Raw genomic sequence first — 17,415 nt, 5'->3', positions numbered from 1 at the left:
TTCTATACGAGCCGGAGCGTCAAGGCGCCGGAGAACCCCATGCCGGCCGCGCTAGACGGGGTCGGCGACCTCGACGGCGGGCAGCAGCGGCTCGATCGCCTCGGCGGTGGCGAGCAGGTCGGGCTCGTGGAACCGCCGGGTGACCAGCTGGATGCCGTTGGGCAGGGCCAGCCCGGGCAGACCGAACAGGTTCACCCACGGCACGCAGCGCATCCGGTCGAACAGGCGCGCGGAGGCCTCCCGGCCGATCAGGTGGTCGAAGTCCAGCGGTGGCGCCGGCATCCCGGCCACCGGCGCGACGATGATCGGGTAGTCCTCCAGGAATCGGACCAGGGCGTCCTGCAGCGCCCGCCGTTCGAGCCACACGGCGTGGTAGGCGCGCAGGTCGAGGCCGAGGTCGAAGATGCCGAACATGTCTTCGATGTGCTGGCGGCCGCTGCCGGTCATCTCGGCGCCGACCTCGGGCAGCGCGATGTTGATCAGCTCGGTGCCGTTGATGGCCGCCCACACCTCGGGCGCCCTGCGCAGGTCCGGGACGACGTCCTCGGCCACCTCGAAACCGGCCCGGCGCAGCGCGTCGACGGTCGCGTCCAGCCGCGCCTCGATCTCGGCGTCCAGGACGGCCCCGGTCTCTCCGCGCAGCACGGCCACCCTGGGCGACGCGGTGCCGGCCAGCGGCGCCGGGACGGACACCGGGTCGTGCGGGTGGGCGCCGGCGATCACGGAGAACATCGTCCGCAGGTCGGCGGCCGAGCGGGCGAACGGGCCGCTGGTGCCCATCGCGTCGAGGGTGGGGCTGGCCGGGAACGGCGGGATCACCGACAGGTTGGGCACCGTGCCCGCGCCGGGGCGCAGCCCGTAGACGCCGCAGAAGCTGGCCGGCACCCGGATCGAACCGCCCAGGTCCTGGCCCATGCCCACGGTGGCCATCCCGGCGGCCACGTTCGCCGCATCGCCGCCGGAGCTTCCCCCGGCGGTCCGCGACGGGTCCCTCGGGTTGCGCGCGATGCCGTAGAGCCCGCTGATGGTGTTCCACCTGATGCAGATGTCCGGGACGTTGGCGTGCCCGAGCACCAGCCCGCCCGCGTCGCGCAGCCGGGCGACCACCTCGTCGTCCTCGTCGGCGACCCGGTCGGCGTGCACCGGCAGGCCGTCCGTGCGGCGCAGGCCCCGCACCGCGAAGCTGTCCTTGATCGACATCGGCACGCCGTCCAGCGGACCGGACAGCTCACGCCCGTACTCCCGGTCCGCCGCGCGTGCCTCGGCGAGCACCTGGTCGCCGCGCAGCTCGCAGTAGGAGTTCGTGACCGGGTTGATCCGCTCGGTCCGACCGAGGTGCGCGGCCACGACGTCCTCGCGGCTGTACGCGCCGGACGCGATGCCCGCCTGGAGCTCGGCGATCGTGGCGTGACACGGTTCGGACACGGCGTACCACCTTCCGGTCGAGAGGGCGCTCATCATCGCCGTTCGGTCGGCACCCGGCCACCGGAGCGGGCCGGGGGAGCCCGCCGGCATCACCGGCGGCGGGCTCCCCGCGCGGGCGTCTACCGGGCCTTCACCGCCCCCAGGTCACGGTCGCGTTGGCGATAGCGCATCGTCTCGATGTGCCAGTCGACGCTGCCGCGCGACCAGTCCCACAGGTTGGTGGTGAACCGCCGCAGCGCCAGCGCGTCGGACACCGGCGCGATCCCGTGCTCGGCGAGCAGCTCCGTCTCCAGCCTGGTCAGCTCGACGGCCAGCACGCCCACCTCGTCCCTGGCCAGCGCCACCGCCTGGTCCCGGGTGCGGTTGCGGGTGCGCTCGATGACCAGCACGGCGTTGAGGTGGTCGCCGAGTGCCTCCTCCTTCTCCACCGAGAACACGTCGTTGACCAGGGCGATCATCTCGCCGGCCAGCCGGCGCATGGTGAGCAGCCGCTCGTCGCGGGCCAGCTCGGGCGCCAGCTCGCAGCGGTAGAGGCGCTCGGTGAGGTCGAAACAGGTCTCCATGCCCACCGAGCGCCGGCGCAGCGCCAGGTACTCCTCCAGCGAACCGGGCAGCGTGTGGTGGTAGCGACTGGCCGCCTCGTCGCCGTACGAGGTCAGGAAGTCCACCCAGTTGGCCCGGCTGCGCCCGATCCAGTCCTCGGACATGGCATCCGTCGCCTCGACCCACAGCAGCTGGAAGGCACGCAGCAGGCCCGAGGCACCCTCGATCCGGGCGCCGTTGACCACATCCACGAAGTCCTGGCACAGGGCGCTGGCCGCGGCCGGGTCCTGCCCCACCGGCCCGTCGAACTCGTCGTCATGCAGCAGGTACCAGCCCAGGAACTTCGCGGCCAGCAACAGGTCGGCACCCGTCGCCTCCGGCCACACCCGCGCGGCGCAGGACGCCACCTGCCAGGAGTCGAAGCTCTCCAGCGCGGCCCCGGGGTGCGCCGCCTCAACGATCCCGGAGTCCGCCAGCCACGCCTGGACGCCGCGGCGCGCCGCGTCGGCCTCCGGATTGAACTTGCTCGGATACGGAATGGGAAAATCCGCCACGTACGGCACCAGCCAAGCTTCCTTTCACACTGACTCGTTACGCCATCGCGATCGGGTTCTCGACCATCGCAGTCCTTTCTCGTCCCCCGACCCTGACCGCTGGTTCACCGTAACCCCCAATGCCCGGCCGCGGCGGCGAATTCTCGAAACTGACCTTCCGAACGTGATCGACCCGTCACCACAAACTCCCAGGTGGACAGACATATGCGCAGATGAACATCGATGATCGACGACAGACCACCTTGAAAAGATCGCACCGATGTTCGTTACACACGCGGTTCACGCCGAAACCTTCAGCATATGTCGGTTGTACCGGTTCTCGGTGCCGCGCGCTAATGAGGTTAAGGATTGAGACAACAACGTGGCATCGGCGCGAAAACGCAATCAGCTCGGCCCATTCGCCACCGATCCGCGATCAACTGGACGACATTTGTCGACGGCGGCACGGGCCGGCAGCGGCGATCAGTGGCACCGATGCGAACCGGTGCCCACACCCGGGAAGGTCATCCGAGCGACGAGCGCGCATTGAGTGGAACAGTTGCCGAACGGCCGTCATGGCCGTGGGGTGAGCGACTCTCCCCGGCGATCACGATCGGCCCCCCCAGGCCCATCGGACCACCTGTCGCTCACCCCACGGCTTCCCTCCCGTCGCTCGGCGGACCGACCGACGGGGTGGCCTTCGTGGCGATGCTCGCCGTGGTTCCAGTGGTCTCAACGACCGACCCGATCCGGGAAGAACTGCAGGTGGGCCGACTTCCCACCATCGAGTGACATATGTGATATCCAGGGGATTCGTGGTTCGTGACGGTAGCGCTCCGGCGCGCCCGACGTGTGGCCGGTGGCGGCCGAAGGGTGATCCACCTCACCGCCGGTAGCCGACGCGGCGGGTTGGTCCGAGGCGGTTGTCGATTCCGCTCCGACCCGGGCGTCGTACCAGTCGTACGGCCGGCGAGCCTCGGGCGCGCCGGGCATCCGACACAGGGAAGGAACCACGCCATGAGAACACTGATCGTCTCCGCGTTCGTCACGCTGGACGGCGTGATGGAGGCCCCGGGCGGCGAGCCCGGCCACCCGCACACCGACTGGGTCCGCGACTACGAGGACGCCGAGCAGATCGACCACAAGATGCACGAGATGCTCGCCGCCGAGCTGCTGCTCATCGGGAGGGTGACCTACGAGAGCTTCGCCGGGGCGTGGCCCACCTACACCGGCGAGTTCGCCGACCGGATGAACGGCATGCCCAAGTACGTGGTGTCCAGCACGCTGACCGACCCCGCCTGGAACAACACCACCGTGCTGCGCGGCGACGTCGTCAAGGAGGTGGCGGCGCTGAAGGCGGACGGTGACGGCCAGATCGTGGTGCAGGGCAGCACCACGCTGGTCCACGCCCTGCTGGAGAACGACCTGGTCGACGAGCTCCGCCTGATGGTCTTCCCGGTCACGGTGGGCTTCGGCGCGCGGGTGTTCCCCCGGTCGACGAAGAAGACGTCCTGGCGGGTCACCGGCTCGCGGACGTTCCCGTCCCAGGCGCGGGAGGACATCTACCGACGCATCGCCTGATCGCCGGCTCCCGCGGGTGCGGTGAAGAAGGCCACCGCGAGCAGGCCGGCGAGCAGGCTCAACGCGGCCGCGACCATGTTGACCCGCACCAGGCCGGCCGTGACGGCCCCGTCGCCGGCCTGGAACAGGATGCCGAACGCCGCCACGCCCAGGGTCTGGCCGAGCTGGCGGGTGGTGGACATCGCCCCGCTGGCCATCCCGGCCCGGTGCGGCGGCGCGGCCGCCAGCACCGCCGAGCCGAGCGCCGGGCCGGCCAGCCCGACCCCGATCCCGGTCACGACCAGGCCGAGGGTGAGGGCGGCCGGCCCGGAGTCGGCGTCCAGCCCGGTCTGCAACGCGCACCCCACCCCGTTGAGCACCAGGCCGGCGCCGACGGTCAGCCGGGGCGAGCGCCCGTGCAGCGCGCGGCCGGCGACCGTCGAGGTGAGGAAGGCGGCGCCGGCGAGCGGGACCATGGCCAGGCCGGCGGCCACCGGGCCGAGGCCGAGCCCGGCCTGCAGCCACACCGAGGTGAAGACCAACGCCGCGAACACCACCGACCACACCGCGCACGCCACCAGCGCGCTGGCGAACGCCGCCGTGCGCAGCAGCGACACGTCGAGCACCCCGTCCGCTCGGCGGGCCTCGACGGCCAGGAAGCCGACCAGCGCCGCAACCGCGACGGCCAGGGCGGCGACGGTGGCGGGGGAGGCCCAGCCGTGTTCGGACGCCGAGGTGAGGCCGAACGTCGCGCCCGCCGCGAACACGGCGAACAGGGCCATGCCCGGCAGGTCAAGTCGGGCGGGCCGGCCGGCGCGCGCGGGGTCGGCGGGCAGCGCCCACGCGGACATCGCCATGGTGAGCACGACGACCGGAACGTTGACGAAGAAGATCGACCGCCAGCCGAGGTGCTCGGTGAGCAGGCCGCCGACGATCGGCCCCACCGCCGCGGCCAGGCTGTTGACCGCGAAGTACACCCCGATCGCCGTGCTCCGGCGGCGGCCCTGGTACGCGGCCGCGACCAGCGCGAACCCGGTGACCGCCAGCGCCGCCCCGCCGATGCCCTGCGCACAGCGCGCCGCGACCAGCCACCCGGTTCCCGGGGCGAGCGCGCAGGCCAGGGACGCCACGCCGAACACGCCCAGCCCACCGAGGCAGGCGCGCCGCTGGCCGAGGCGGTCCGCGACCGACCCGGCGGACAGCATGAGCACCGCGAGCACGAGGGTGTAGCCGTTCGGCACCCACTCCAGCGTGGCCAGCGAGGCCGTCACATCGCCGCTGAGATCACGGCCGATGTCCGGCAGCGCGACCGCCACCACCGTCGTATCCAGCAGGAACAAGAACGACCCGAGACAGACCGCCACCAGCGGCCACCATGTACGCACCGCCGCAGAGTGGCGCGACAGCGTCACATGCACATACTCAGACGAGCGCACACGACAAATACCGTCGCGCTCTAGGCTTCTCCGGTGGATACCGTCACGCTGGACGACCTCGACCGAGCCCTCGCGCACGCCCTGCGCATCGACGGCCGCGCCCAGCTGCGCACCCTCGCCGAGGTCCTCGGCGTCTCGGAGAACACCGTCGCCCGCCGCTACCGCCGGTTGCGCACCTCGGGCGTGCTGCGTGTGGTCGGGGCGCTGGACGGCACCCGGCTCGGCTACGAGTCCTGGCACATCCGCCTCCGGGCCACGCCCGACGCCGCCGGGGCGATCGCCGCCGCGCTGGCCCGCCGCGACGACGCCTCCTGGGTGTACCTGGTCTCCGGCGGCACCGAGGTGGTGTGCACGGTGCACGTCAGCTCGTCGCAGGCGCGCGACGACCTGCTGCTGCACAAGCTGCCGCGCACCGACCGGGTCCTCTCGCTGTCCGCGCACGCCCTGATGACCGCCTTCGCCACCCCGTCCGACTGGGGCGGCCTGTCCTACCTGACGCCCGACCAGGAGTGGGCGCTGCGGCCCGCGCTCCCCGACCCCGACGACGTGCCCGCGCAACCGAGGCCGGCCGACCGCCCGCTGCTCGACGCGCTGGGCGCGGACGGGCGAACCTCGTACTCGGACCTGGCCGCCGCGACCGGATGGTCGGTGTCCACCGTGCGCCGGCGGCTCGACCACCTGCGCGCCGCGGGCATCCTGAACTTCCTGCTCGACATCCCGCCCGAAGCCCTCGGGCTGCGCGCCCAGACCCGGCTGTGGATGTCCGTCGCACCGTCCGGCCTTGTCGACACCGCGCGGACCCTGGCCACCCACCCCGAGGCCTCGTTCGTGGCCGCCACCACCGGGTCGACCAACCTCACCGCCACCGTGAACTGCCGCGACACCACCGACCTGTACCGCTACCTGACCGAGCGGGTCGCACCGCTGGAGGCCATCCGCGACCTGGAGACCGCCCCCATCATCCGCACCGTCAAACGGGCCGGGACCCTGCTCCCGCACCTTTGAAGTTGCCCGAATGGCGCATACTGAGGTGGTCGCTGTGTGACGGAGGACACCTTCTGGGGCCGCCATGATCGAGCTGGACCACGTCACCAAGATCTACCGGATGGGCACCGTGGAGTTGCGCGCCCTCGACAATGTCAGCCTCCGCATCGACGACGGTGACCTGGTGGCGATCATGGGACCGTCCGGCTCCGGCAAGACCACGTTGATGAACATCGTGGGCTGCCTGGACGTGCCGACCGACGGGCGCTACCTGCTCGACGGGATCGACGTGGCGACCCTGAAGGACAAGGAGCTGGCCTCGATCCGCAACCAGAAGATCGGGTTCGTGTTCCAGTCGTTCAACCTCATCCCCCGCACCAGCGCGCTGCGCAACGTCGAGCTGCCCCTGGTGTACGCAGGCGTCCGGAACCGGCGGTCCCGGGCGCGGAAGGCGTTGGAGGTGGTGGGGCTCGCCGACCGCGCGAAGCACCAGCCCACCGAGCTGTCCGGTGGCCAGCAGCAGCGGGTCGCGATCGCCAGGGCGCTCATCATCGAGCCCACCGTGCTGCTCGCCGACGAGCCGACCGGCAACCTGGACACCGCGTCCAGCGCGGAGATCATGAAGCTGCTGGTCGAGCTGAACAACGCCGGCCGCACCGTCGTGATCATCACGCACGAGGAGGACATCGCGGAGTTCACCAAGCGGGTCGTGCGGCTGCGCGACGGCCAGATCATCAGCGACGAGTCGCGACCGGCCCGGACGCCGACGATCGGCTGACCAGCGCGGCGAGGCGGGCGTCCGAGGAGCGCAGCGCGTCCAGGTCGAACGTCGAGGTCGACGCCAGCAGCTCGTCGGCCCCGGTGCGGGCCAGCAGCTCGTCCAGCTCGGCCGCGACGGACGCCTCGTCGCCGTGGATCGTGCGCCCGACCGCGTCCTCGACGATCGCGGCCTGGCGCGCGGACAGCGGCCGGTCGGGGTCGACGGGCTCCAGCGCGGGGAAGCGGCCGGTGGTGCGGGCGGCGGCGAGCGCCCAGGCCTCGGGCAGCGCCAGCTCGCGGGCGGCGCTCGCCGAGTCGGCCACCAGCACGTCCACCGCGACGACGACGTAGGGCTCAGCTCCCGCCGCGCGCGCCCGGGCGCGGTAGTCGTCGAGCGCGGCGTCCAGGGTGTCGCTGGTCAGGATGGGGCCGCCGAGCACGACAGGCAGGCCGGCGTCACCGGCGACGGCCAGGCCTCGGCCGGTGGCCAGGACGAACACCGGCAGCGGGCGGTCCAGCCGGGGCCGCGCGGTGACCGGGGCGCGCCCGTCAAGGTAGGCGCGCAGCTCGTCGAGGTCGTCGGCGAAGGTGTCCGGGGCGTCGGCGTCGCGGCGCAGCGCCCTGCGCACCGGCGGGGTGAACCCCAGCGAGCGGCCGACGCCGAGGTCGATGCGGCCGGGGAACAGCGCGTCGAGCATGGCGAACTGCTCGGCCACCACGATCGGCTGGTGGTTGGGCAGCATGACGCCGCCCGAGCCGACCCGGATCCGCTCGGTGCGGGCCGCGATCGCGGCGATCAGCACCGGAGGGCTGCCGCTGGCGATGCCCGGCACGGCGTGGTGCTCGGCCACCCAGAAGCGGTGGTAACCGAGCCGCTCGGCCCGTTGCGCGCGCTCCGCTGTGTGGCGCAGCGCCGTCGCGTCGGGCTCGCCGGCACGGGTGCGGGAGCGGTCGAGCAGCGACAACCGGACTGGCGGGGACATCGCCCCGACCAACGCCGGCGGCCGCGGCGGAATTCCGTCCGGCCGGTGGGGCGGGGCGGAGTAATCTGCTGCCGCCGTCGAGGGGGGAGCGCGCATGACGCGGGTGTCGCCGGACAACGCGGAGTTCGTCCGCCGCACCGAGCCGTACCGGCGTGAGCTGCTCGCGCACTGCTACCGCATGCTCGGTTCCATCCACGACGCCGACGACCTGGTGCAGGAGACCTACCTGCGGGCCTGGCGCTCCTACGACAGGTTCGAGGACAGGTCGTCGGTGCGCACCTGGCTGTACCGGATCGCCACGAACGCCTGCCTGTCCGCGCTGCGCAACCGCTCCCGCCGCCCGCTGCCCTCCGGCCTCGGCGGCCCCGGCGACGACCCGCACGCCACGCCCGAGATGGCCGGCCCGGAGGTCACCTGGCTGCAGCCGGTGCCGGACGCGCTGGTCGGCGCCGAGTCGGACGACCCGGCGGCGATCGTCGCCTCCCGGGAGAGCCTGCGGCTCGCGCTCATCGCCAGCCTGCAGTACCTGCCCGGCCGGCAGCGCGCGGTGCTGCTCCTGCGCGACGTGCTGGCCTGGTCGGCCTCGGAGGTCGCCGAGGTGCTCGACACGTCGGTCGCGGCGGTCAAGAGCACGCTGCAGCGCGCCAGGGCCCGCCTCGACGAGGTCACCCCGTCGGCCGACCGGGTCGCCGAGCCCACCGAGCCGCAGGCCCGCGCGCTGCTCGACAGGTACATGGCGGCCTTCGAGAACGCCGACACGGCGGCCATCGAGAAGCTGCTGCGCGAGGACGCCGTGCTGGAGATGCCCCCGTCCCGCACCTGGTTCTCCGGGCGCCGGACCTGCGCGCCCTACATCATCAACTACGCGCTCGGCGCGCCCGGCGACTGGCGGATGGTGCCCACCCGGGCGAACGGGCAGCCGGCCGCGGCCGCCTACCTCCGCGCGGAGGACGGCACCTACCAGGCCTTCGGCATCGCCGTGCTCACACTGGCCGCCGACGGCATCGCCCGGATCGTCGCCTTCGGCGACCCCGACCTGCTCGCCGCGTTCGGCTTCCCGCCGACTTACCAGAACTCGTGACGGGCGGGGTGTCGATACGGCGGTGGGCCGTGCGTATAGGGGGTGAGAGGCTGGCACCGGGCCGGCGCTCGCCGCACGAGGAGGCACCCCGATGACGCAGTACATGCTCAGCATCTACCAGCCCGACGGCGCCCCGCCGCCGCCCGAGGTGCTGGACCCGATCATGGCCGAGGTGGCGGCGGTGAACGCCGAGATGAAGGCGGCCGGCGTCTGGGTGTTCTCCGGCGGCCTGCACCCGCCGAGCACCGCCACCGTGCTGCGGCTCAAGGACAGCGACGTGCTCATGACCGACGGCCCGTTCGCCGAGGGCAAGGAGCACCTCGGTGGGTTCACCCTGATCGAGGCGCCCGACCTGGACGCCGCCCTGGAGTGGGGCCGCAAGCTGGCCCGGGCGATCACCCTGCCGATCGAGGTCAGGCCGCTGCAGGGCGGCGAGGGCTGCGGGTGACGCGCGCAGGTGCCTGAGCCGCTGCCCGCCCGCGAGATCGAGCGGGTGTTCCGCGAAGAGCACGGCAGGGCGGTCGCCGTCCTGATCCGCGTCCTCGGCGACATCGACCTCGCCGAGGAGGCGGTCCAGGACGCGTTCACCGAGGCCGTGCGCCGCTGGCCCGCCGACGGGCTGCCGCCCAGCCCGGCCGGATGGATCATCACCACGGCCCGGCGACGGGCGATCGACCGGCTGCGCCGGGAGTCCTCCCGGCACGACCGCCAGAACCAGGCCGCCGCCCTGCTGCACGCGCGCGGCGGCGACCCGGAACCGGGCGAGGAGGAGAGCGCGGTGACCGACGACCGGCTCCGGCTGATCTTCACCTGCTGCCACCCGGCGCTGTCCACCGGCGCCCAGGTCGCGCTCACGCTCCGGCTGCTCGGCGGGCTCAGCACCCCGGAGATCGCGCGCGCGTTCCTGGTGGCCGAGCCGACCATGGCGCAGCGGCTGGTACGGGCCAAGGGCAAGATCCGCGACGCCCGGATCCCGTACCGGGTGCCCCACGAAGCCGATCTCCCGGACCGGCTGGCCTCGGTGCTCGCGATCGTCTACCTGGTGTTCAACGAGGGCTATACGGCCAGCTCCGGCGATCACCTGGTGCGCGAGGACCTGTGCGCGGAGGCCATCCGGCTCGGCCGGTTGCTCGCCGAGCTGATGCCCGACGAGCCGGAGGTCCTGGGCCTGCTCGCGCTGATGCTGCTCGTCCAGTCGCGCCGGCCCGCCCGGACCGCCCCGGACGGGGCGATCGTGTTGCTGGCCGACCAGGACCGGAGACGGTGGGACCGCGAGCTGGTCGCCGAGGGCCAGGCGCTGGTGCGGCGGTGCCTTCGGCGCGACCGGCCGGGCCCGTACCAGATCCAGGCCGCGATCAACGCCGTGCACAGCGACGCGCCGACGGCGGCCGCCACCGACTGGCGCCAGATCCTGGCGCTGTACGACCGGCTGCTGTCGATCACGCCGAGCCCGGTGGTGGCGCTGCACCGGGCGGTCGCGGTCGCGGAGGTCGACGGCCCGCACGCCGCGCTCGACGTGATCGACGAGCTGGACCTCGACAGGTACTACCTGTTCCACGCCGTCCGCGCCGACCTGCTCCGCCGCTCCGGCCGCGACGCCGAGGCCGCACAGGCATACCGGGAGGCGATCGCGCGCACCGAGAACGCGGCCGAGCGCGCCTTCCTGGAACGCCGTCTGTACACCGTGGGCGATGTCCGCTGAGTCCATACCTGGGAGGGCTCCCCTCCGCGAGGGGCTAAGAACTGGGACATGAGGGCACCCTCCGTAGCGTCCGTGCGCTGGTACCTGATGAACGCTCCGGCGTGGGTGCTCTCCGTGATCACGGGGCTGGCCTTCGGGCTGCTCATGACGATCGCGTTCGCGCTGTTGTCTTCGGCGATCTGGAACACCCCGGCGACCTCGCTGACGTTCGACATCGTCGCTGGGGCGATCGGCGGTCTGATTTTCGGCGCGGTGATGGGGCCATTCGCCGCGATGCGCTATCGGCACGTGCGCTCCGTGCTCGGTCCGCTGTCGGCCGAGGACCTCGCCGTCGTGCTGCGCGCCGTCGCCCGAGGTCCCGTTCCCGCCGATCCCGAGCTTCGGCAGGCGGCGGGACGGCTCGCTCGACTGAAGCTCGACGATCTGCGTCGCAACAGGGTGTGGACGACGCTGATTTTCGTGTTGTTTCTTCTGCTGGAGGTCAGGGAAGCGGTGGTCACCTCGCCGTGGTTCTGGCTCGCCGCGGTGTTGTTCGCCTACTTCATCCTGCTCCAGCTGTGGTTGCCGCGCCGCCTGCGACGGCGCATCGAGCGGCTGGGCGCGTACGACGGTGAACGGCGTGGCCCTGTCGGGTAGTCAGGCGAGGTGGGCCTCGTAGTCGTGGCTGTCCGTGGCGGCGGTGTCGTTGAACGAGTCCGTCACGTTGTGGCTGTCGGTGTGTGAGGCGTCCTGGACGTGCTCGTGCGCGCTGGTGTCCAGGTCCTGCTGGTCGGCCATCTGGTCGGCGTAGCCGTGCGTGCCCGCCGCGTTGAGCGAGGTGGAGCCGGACCCGGAGGCGTGCACGGCGGTGTTCGTGTCGTTGTCGGTGGCGTAGCCGGCCGCCTCACCGGTCAGGGACACGGCGGCGCCGTCGCCGAAGCTGGCGTGGTCGAAGTTCGCGCTGGTGGCGTCGCCGGTGCCGAACGCGGTGGAGTTGCCGTCGCCGGTCACCGCCTGGTTGCCGTCGCCGACCACGTTGCCGTCGCCGGTGGTCAGGGTGCTGTCGGTGATGTCCCCGCCGGCGGCCACCGCCCCGTCGCCGGACGCCACCAGCGGGTCGTTGTCGATGACCTGGCTGAAGTCGCCGCCGTGGGTGTCGATGTCCTGGTGCACCGAGTTGTCGATGTTCGTGTCGTGCTTCTCGACGAACGTGTAGTTGTTGACGTGGTGCTCCAGGTACCGGGTGCCGTCCTCGTCGTGGTGGTAGTCCCGGGGCGGCGGCACCCGGCCGTGGTCGTCGTCGTCATCGGACCCGCCACCGGAGTCGTCCGCGTGCAGGCACAGGATGTCGTGCACGTCCGCGGCCGATAAGTTCCCGAAGCCGTGCTCGGCCGCGTATCCCTTCGGGTCCGCCTGGAACGCCTCGCGGGCGGCCGGATCCCGGAACAGACTGAGGATCCAGTCGAGCAGCGAGGTCGATGTCGTCATGCCGGTCGTCTCCTGAACGCGGGCCGGGCCGCCGTTTGCGGTGGCGGTCACCGTACGTGATCAGCTCGGCCACAAGATCGGGAAACAGTCGACCAGGTGACCCCCGACCAGGGCTTGTTCGTCGAGCGGCACCCCGACCGGGTGACTTACGCTGGACGGAGAGTCAGATCGGACGGCAAAGCGAGGTGCCCGTGGACCGTGGTCATCCGGTGCCGAACAGTACCCACTGGGGTGCGTTCACCGCGATCTCGGACGGCGGCCGGCTCCGCGTCGAGCCGCATCCGCTCGATCCCGAGCCGTCGCCGCTGCTGGCCAACATCCCGGACGCGCTCGACCACCCGGCGCGGGTCGCCCGGCCCGCGATCCGCAGGGGGTGGCTCGAACGCGGGCCCGGCGCCGACCCGGAACGGGGCTCTCACCTGGGCTCCGACCGGTTCGTCGAGGTCGAGTGGGACACCGCGCTGGACCTGCTGGCCGGCGAGCTCGACCGGGTCCGGTCCCGGTACGGCAACGCCTCGATCTACGCCGGGTCCTACGGCTGGGCCAGCGCGGGCCGGTTCCACCACGCCCAGAGCCAGATGCGGCGGTTCCTGAACTGCATCGGCGGGTTCGTCCGCTCGGTGAACACCTACAGCAACGGCGCGTCGACGGTGATCCTCCCGCACGTCGTCGGCGCCGCCGGGTCGCGGGAGGTGATGGCCGGCGGCACGTCCTGGCCGGTGATCGCCGAGCACACCGACCTGCTCGTCGCGTTCGGCGGGCTGCGGACCTCGAACGTCTGGGTGGCCCCCGGCGGCCACACCAGGCACCGGCTGGGCTCGCACCTCGCGGCGGCGGCCCGAAGGGGCATGCGGGTGGCGAGCTTCAGCCCGCTGCGCGACGACCTGCCGGCCGACGTGCCCGGCGACCGGTACGCCCTGGTCCCCGGCACGGACGTCGCGGTCATGCTCGGGCTGTGCTCGGTGCTGGTGTCCGAGGGCCTGGCCGACCTGGAGTTCCTCGAGCGGTACACGGTCGGCGCCGACCGCTTCCTGGCCTACCTGCGCGGCGAGGCCGACGGGCAGCCGAAGGACGCCGAGTGGGCGGCCGGGCTGTCCGGCATCCCGGCCGACGAACTTCGAACGCTGGCCCGGCGGATGGCGGCCGGGCGGACCTTGGTGCACGTGAGCTGGTCGCTGCAACGGACGCAGCACGGCGAGCAGCCGGTTTGGGCGGGGATCGCGCTGGCCGCCCTGCTCGGCCAGATCGGGCTGCCCGGCGGCGGGTTCGGCCACGGCTACAGCTCGATGGCCGACGTCGGCGACGGACGCGCGGCGTACGGGTCGCCGGTGATGTCGCAGGGGTACAACGCGGTCAGCGACTTCATCCCGGTCGCCAGGGTCGCGGACATGCTGCTCGACCCCGGTGGCCGGTTCGACTACGACGGCGGCGAGTACACCTATCCGCACGCCCGCCTGGTGTACTGGACCGGCGGCAACCCGTTCCACCACCACCAGGACCTGCAACGGCTGGGGCGGGCGTTCACCATGCCGGACACCGTGGTGGTGCACGAGCCGTACTGGACGGCGACGGCGCGGCACGCCGACATCGTGCTGCCGGCCACCACGACGCTGGAGCGCGACGACCTCGGGGTGGGGCGGGCCGACAGCCACCTGCTGGCCATGAAGCGGGTGCGCGGCCCGGTCGGGCAGGCGCGCGACGAGTACGACATCTTCTCCGGACTGGCGCGGCGGCTCGGAGTGGCCGAGGCGTACACCGAGGGCCGTACGGCCGAGCAGTGGCTGGTGCATCTGTACGACAGGTGGCGCTCACGGATGGCCGAGCGCGGGTACGAGGTGCCCGACTTCGACAGGTTCTGGTCGGACGGGGCGTTCGAGCTGCCCGACCGGCGCGAGGACCGGGTGCTGTTCGCGGAGTTCCGCGCCGACCCGGACGGGCACCGGCTGGACACCCCCAGCGGTCGCATCGAGATCTACTCGGAGACGATCGCCGGGTTCGGCTACGACGACTGCCCGGGCATGCCGAGCTGGCTAGAGCCCCGGGACTGGCTGGGCTCCGCGCGGGCGGCCGACTACCCGCTGCACCTGATCGCCAACCAACCGACCACCCGGCTGCACGCCCAGCTCGACATGGGCGCGCACAGCCAGGACTCCAAGGTCGCCGGCCGCGAGCCGCTGCGCATCCACCCCGACGACGCGGCCGCGCGCGGCATCCGCGACGGCGAGGTGGTCCAGGTCTGGAACGACCGGGGGAGCTGCCTGGCCGGGGCCGTGGTGTCCGAGGACGTCAGGCCCGGCGTGGTGCAGCTGTCCACCGGCGCCTGGTTCGACCCGTCCTCCGAGCTGGCGACCTGCGTGCACGGCAACCCGAACGTGCTGACCACCGACCTGGGGACCTCCCGGCTCGCCCAGGGCTGCGCCGGCCAGCACGCCCTGGTCGAGCTGGAGCCGGTGTCCGGCCCGGTGCCCCCGGTGCGGGCGTTCGAGCCACCCCGGTTCGCCGCCCTCGACGAGACGGCGCGGGTCTAGCAGCAGCGGCTGCCCGGCTCCGGGTCGCTGTGGTCGATGCGCCAGCGCTCGAACTCACGCCTGGTCATCGCCGGTTCGCCCGGGTGCTCGCGGCGGTGGCGTTCGAGGTAGTGGTCGTACGCCGCCTCCCCGGAGAACTCGCGCAGGTACCAGCGCACGCCCCGCCACGCCGACCCGATGCTCTCGGCCACCCGGCTCATGGCGAGCTCCCGTCATGGCCGGCGCCGACGAGGGCCTTGCGCTCCTCGGCGGTGGGGATCAGCCCGGACGGCGCGGTGATCTTGGACTCGACGAACGGCGCCTCGGTGCTGGGCAGCGGTTCGGTCGTGCGCAGCGCCTTGATCCAGACCCGGACCGCGTCGGCGAGGACCACCACGATGAGGATGGCGAACAGCGCTGACAGGATGCCGTCCACCGTCGAGTTCGTGACCACCGCACGCATGTCGTCGATGCTCTTGGCCGGGGAGAGCACCTTGCCCTGCTCCAGCGCGGCGGCGAACTTGGCGCGCTGGGCGAAGAACCCGAGCGTGGGGTCGGAGGAGAACACCTTCTGCCAGCTCGCGGTCAAGGTGACCGCCGCGTCCCAGGCCAGTGGCACCCCGGTGACCCACGCCCACTTGGCCTTGCCGGACTTGATGATCAGCGTGGTGCACACCGCGAGCGCCACCGCCGCGAGCAGTTGGTTGGCGATGCCGAACAGCGGGAACAGCTGGTTGATCCCGCCCAGCGGGTCGGCCACCCCGACGTAGAGAAAGTAGCCCCAGGCCGCGACGACGACCGCGCTGGTGGCGTACAGGCCCGGCTTCCAGGACACCTGGCGCAGCGGCTTGTACAGGTTGCCGAGGGTGTCCTGCAGCATGAACCGCCCGACCCGGGTGCCGGCGTCCACCGTGGTCAGGATGAACAGCGCCTCGAACATGATCGCGAAGTGGTACCAGAACGCCTTGAGCGCGGCCCCGCCGAACACCCCGGAGAAGATCTCCGACATCCCGATCGCCAGGGTCGGCGCCCCGCCGGTCCGAGCGATTAGCGTCTTCTCCTGCACCGCGGCGGCCGCGTCGTTCAACGTGTCGGTGGTGATCGCGAACCCGAGGTTGTTCACCGCCGCCGACGCCGACTGCACGGTGTTGCCCAGCAGCCCGGCAGGCGCGTTCATCGCGTAGTACAGGCCGGGGTCGATGATCGAGGCCGCGATCAGCGCCATGATCGCGACGAACGACTCCATGAGCATCGCCCCGTAGCCGATCATCCGGATCTGCTGTTCCTTCTGGATCATCTTCGGGGTGGTGCCCGAGGAGATCAGCGCGTGGAACCCGGACAGCGCACCGCAGGCGATGGTGATGAACACGAACGGGAACAGCGCCCCGGCGAACACCGGGCCGTTGCCGTTGATCGCGAACTTGGTGATCGCCTCGTTGTTGATCACCGGAGCGGCGATCACCACGCTGATCGCCAGCAACCCGATCGTGCCGATCTTCATGAACGTCGACAGGTAGTCCCGGGGCGCCAGCAGCATCCACACCGGCAGCACCGACGCGGCGAACCCGTACACGATCAGCCAGATGACCAGCGCCTTCGGGCTCAGGGTGAACGCACCCGCCCAGCTCGAGGACTGCACCCAGCCGCCGGCGATGATCGCCACCAGCAGCAGCGCGACCCCGATCGCGGTCGTCTCCATCACCCGACCCGGCCGCAGCGTGCGCAGGTAGAACCCCATGAACAGCGCGATCGGGATGGTCATCGCGATGGAGAACGTCCCCCACGGCGACTGCGCCAGCGCGTTGACCACCACCAGCGCCAGCACCGCCAACAGAATGATCATGATGACGAACACCGCGATCAGCGCCGCCGCCCCGCCGATCGGCCCGATCTCGTCGCGGGCCATCTGCCCCAGGCTGCGGCCGTTGCGGCGCATCGAGAAGAACAGCGTCACCATGTCCTGCACCGCGCCGGCGAAGATCACCCCGAACACGATCCACAACGTCCCGGGCAGATACCCCATCTGCGCCGCCAACACCGGACCCACCAACGGCCCGGCACCGGCGATCGCCGCGAAATGGTGCCCGAACAGCACCCGGCGATCCGTCGGATGGAAGTCCATCCCGTTGTTCAACCGCTCCGCCGGGGTGGCGCGCCGGTCGTCCACCCCCAACACCCGACGGCAGATGAACCGCGCATAGAACCGGTAGGCGATCGCGTACGAACCCAACGCCGCCGCCACCAGCCAGATCGCCGAGATCCGCTCGCCGCGCGACAGCGCCAGCACGCCCCACGCCACGGCGCCGACGACAGCGACGGCCGACCAGACCAACACCGACTTCGGCTTCAACCGGGACACTTGGAGGTCACTCATCGTCCAGTCACTTCCCTCAACGGCTTCGTCGCCCGCCCGCCTTCCGGCGCCCTGGCGCAAC

Annotated in this window: 15 protein-coding genes; 8 read left to right on the top strand and 7 right to left on the bottom strand. The window is 71.9% G+C overall.

Annotated elements, in window-relative coordinates; all coding sequences use genetic code 11:
• Positions 1 to 51 precede the first annotated feature (51 nt).
• Together N912_RS0103930 and N912_RS0103925 are read right to left on the bottom strand one after the other, a co-directional pair.
• A complete protein-coding gene (locus N912_RS0103930) occupies positions 52 to 1,425 on the bottom strand; it encodes an amidase (RefSeq protein ID WP_169747798.1) in 1,374 nt (457 codons plus the stop codon).
• 119 nt (positions 1,426 to 1,544) lie between these two features.
• Positions 1,545 to 2,531, bottom strand: a complete 987-nt coding sequence (locus tag N912_RS0103925) for a terpene synthase family protein (RefSeq protein ID WP_028921403.1) — start codon at positions 2,529 to 2,531, stop codon at positions 1,545 to 1,547.
• 987 nt (positions 2,532 to 3,518) lie between these two features.
• On the opposite strand from N912_RS0103925, the gene N912_RS0103920 reads away from it, so the two are divergent.
• Positions 3,519 to 4,082: a dihydrofolate reductase family protein gene (locus tag N912_RS0103920; protein WP_028921402.1), complete on the top strand. Its 564-nt coding sequence runs from the start codon at positions 3,519 to 3,521 to the stop codon at positions 4,080 to 4,082.
• Here the strand turns inward: N912_RS0103920 and N912_RS0103915 are convergent.
• Entirely contained in the window at positions 4,064 to 5,446 is a 1,383-nt protein-coding gene (locus N912_RS0103915) for an MFS transporter (RefSeq protein WP_028921401.1), read from the bottom strand. The genes N912_RS0103920 and N912_RS0103915 overlap by 19 nt on opposite strands.
• Before the next feature lie 84 nt (positions 5,447 to 5,530).
• Here N912_RS0103915 and N912_RS0103910 point away from each other — a divergent pair, with 84 nt between their 5' ends.
• Together N912_RS0103910 and N912_RS49315 are read left to right on the top strand one after the other, a co-directional pair.
• Positions 5,531 to 6,502, top strand: coding sequence for an Lrp/AsnC family transcriptional regulator (locus N912_RS0103910; protein WP_028921400.1), 972 nt, complete (start codon positions 5,531 to 5,533; stop codon positions 6,500 to 6,502).
• Positions 6,503 to 6,566: 64 nt separating this feature from the next.
• Positions 6,567 to 7,259, top strand: a complete 693-nt coding sequence (locus N912_RS49315) for an ATP-binding cassette domain-containing protein (protein ID WP_037062762.1) — start codon at positions 6,567 to 6,569, stop codon at positions 7,257 to 7,259.
• Here N912_RS49315 and N912_RS49310 read toward each other — a convergent pair.
• Entirely contained in the window at positions 7,216 to 8,223 is a 1,008-nt protein-coding gene (locus N912_RS49310; RefSeq protein WP_037062760.1) for an MsnO8 family LLM class oxidoreductase, read from the bottom strand. The genes N912_RS49315 and N912_RS49310 overlap by 44 nt on opposite strands.
• 94 nt (positions 8,224 to 8,317) lie before the next feature.
• On the opposite strand from N912_RS49310, the gene N912_RS0103895 reads away from it, so the two are divergent.
• From N912_RS0103895 to N912_RS0103880, 4 genes are all read left to right on the top strand, one after another.
• Positions 8,318 to 9,304 carry a sigma-70 family RNA polymerase sigma factor gene (locus tag N912_RS0103895; protein WP_037062758.1) on the top strand — a complete coding sequence of 329 codons (987 nt, stop codon included), beginning with the start codon at positions 8,318 to 8,320 and terminating at the stop codon, positions 9,302 to 9,304.
• A 91-nt stretch (positions 9,305 to 9,395) separates the two neighbouring features.
• Positions 9,396 to 9,752 (top strand): YciI family protein, encoded by a 357-nt coding sequence (locus N912_RS0103890; RefSeq protein ID WP_028921398.1) that lies wholly within the window; start codon positions 9,396 to 9,398, stop codon positions 9,750 to 9,752.
• A 9-nt stretch (positions 9,753 to 9,761) separates the two neighbouring features.
• On the top strand, positions 9,762 to 11,006 hold the full coding sequence (locus N912_RS0103885; RefSeq protein ID WP_028921397.1) for an RNA polymerase sigma factor: 1,245 nt from the start codon (positions 9,762 to 9,764) through the stop codon (positions 11,004 to 11,006).
• A 72-nt stretch (positions 11,007 to 11,078) separates the two neighbouring features.
• Positions 11,079 to 11,642 (top strand): hypothetical protein, encoded by a 564-nt coding sequence (locus N912_RS0103880; protein ID WP_028921396.1) that lies wholly within the window; start codon positions 11,079 to 11,081, stop codon positions 11,640 to 11,642.
• Here N912_RS0103880 and N912_RS0103875 read toward each other — a convergent pair whose 3' ends face one another.
• The gene (locus N912_RS0103875) at positions 11,643 to 12,473 is read right to left on the bottom strand and encodes an IniB N-terminal domain-containing protein (protein WP_156993142.1); all 831 of its coding nucleotides are present in this window, start codon (positions 12,471 to 12,473) and stop codon (positions 11,643 to 11,645) included.
• 209 nt (positions 12,474 to 12,682) lie between these two features.
• Here N912_RS0103875 and N912_RS0103870 point away from each other — a divergent pair, with 209 nt between their 5' ends.
• Positions 12,683 to 15,001 carry a molybdopterin-dependent oxidoreductase gene (locus N912_RS0103870; RefSeq protein WP_245645171.1) on the top strand — a complete coding sequence of 773 codons (2,319 nt, stop codon included), beginning with the start codon at positions 12,683 to 12,685 and terminating at the stop codon, positions 14,999 to 15,001.
• Here the strand turns inward: N912_RS0103870 and N912_RS0103865 are convergent.
• Entirely contained in the window at positions 14,998 to 15,201 is a 204-nt protein-coding gene (locus N912_RS0103865) for a YbdD/YjiX family protein (protein WP_028921393.1), read from the bottom strand. The genes N912_RS0103870 and N912_RS0103865 overlap by 4 nt on opposite strands.
• Positions 15,198 to 17,354 (bottom strand): carbon starvation CstA family protein, encoded by a 2,157-nt coding sequence (locus tag N912_RS0103860; protein ID WP_028921392.1) that lies wholly within the window; start codon positions 17,352 to 17,354, stop codon positions 15,198 to 15,200. Before N912_RS0103860 ends, N912_RS0103865 begins: the two co-directional genes overlap by 4 nt.
• Between the last annotated feature and the right edge of the window lie 61 nt (positions 17,355 to 17,415).

It is taken from the genome of Actinospineispora acaciae DSM 45401, from assembly GCF_000620785.1.
GTDB lineage: Bacteria > Actinomycetota > Actinomycetes > Mycobacteriales > Pseudonocardiaceae > Pseudonocardia > Pseudonocardia acaciae.
Note: the sequence above shows the minus strand (reverse complement) of the source record. Positions and strands in the feature narration are given on the sequence as shown.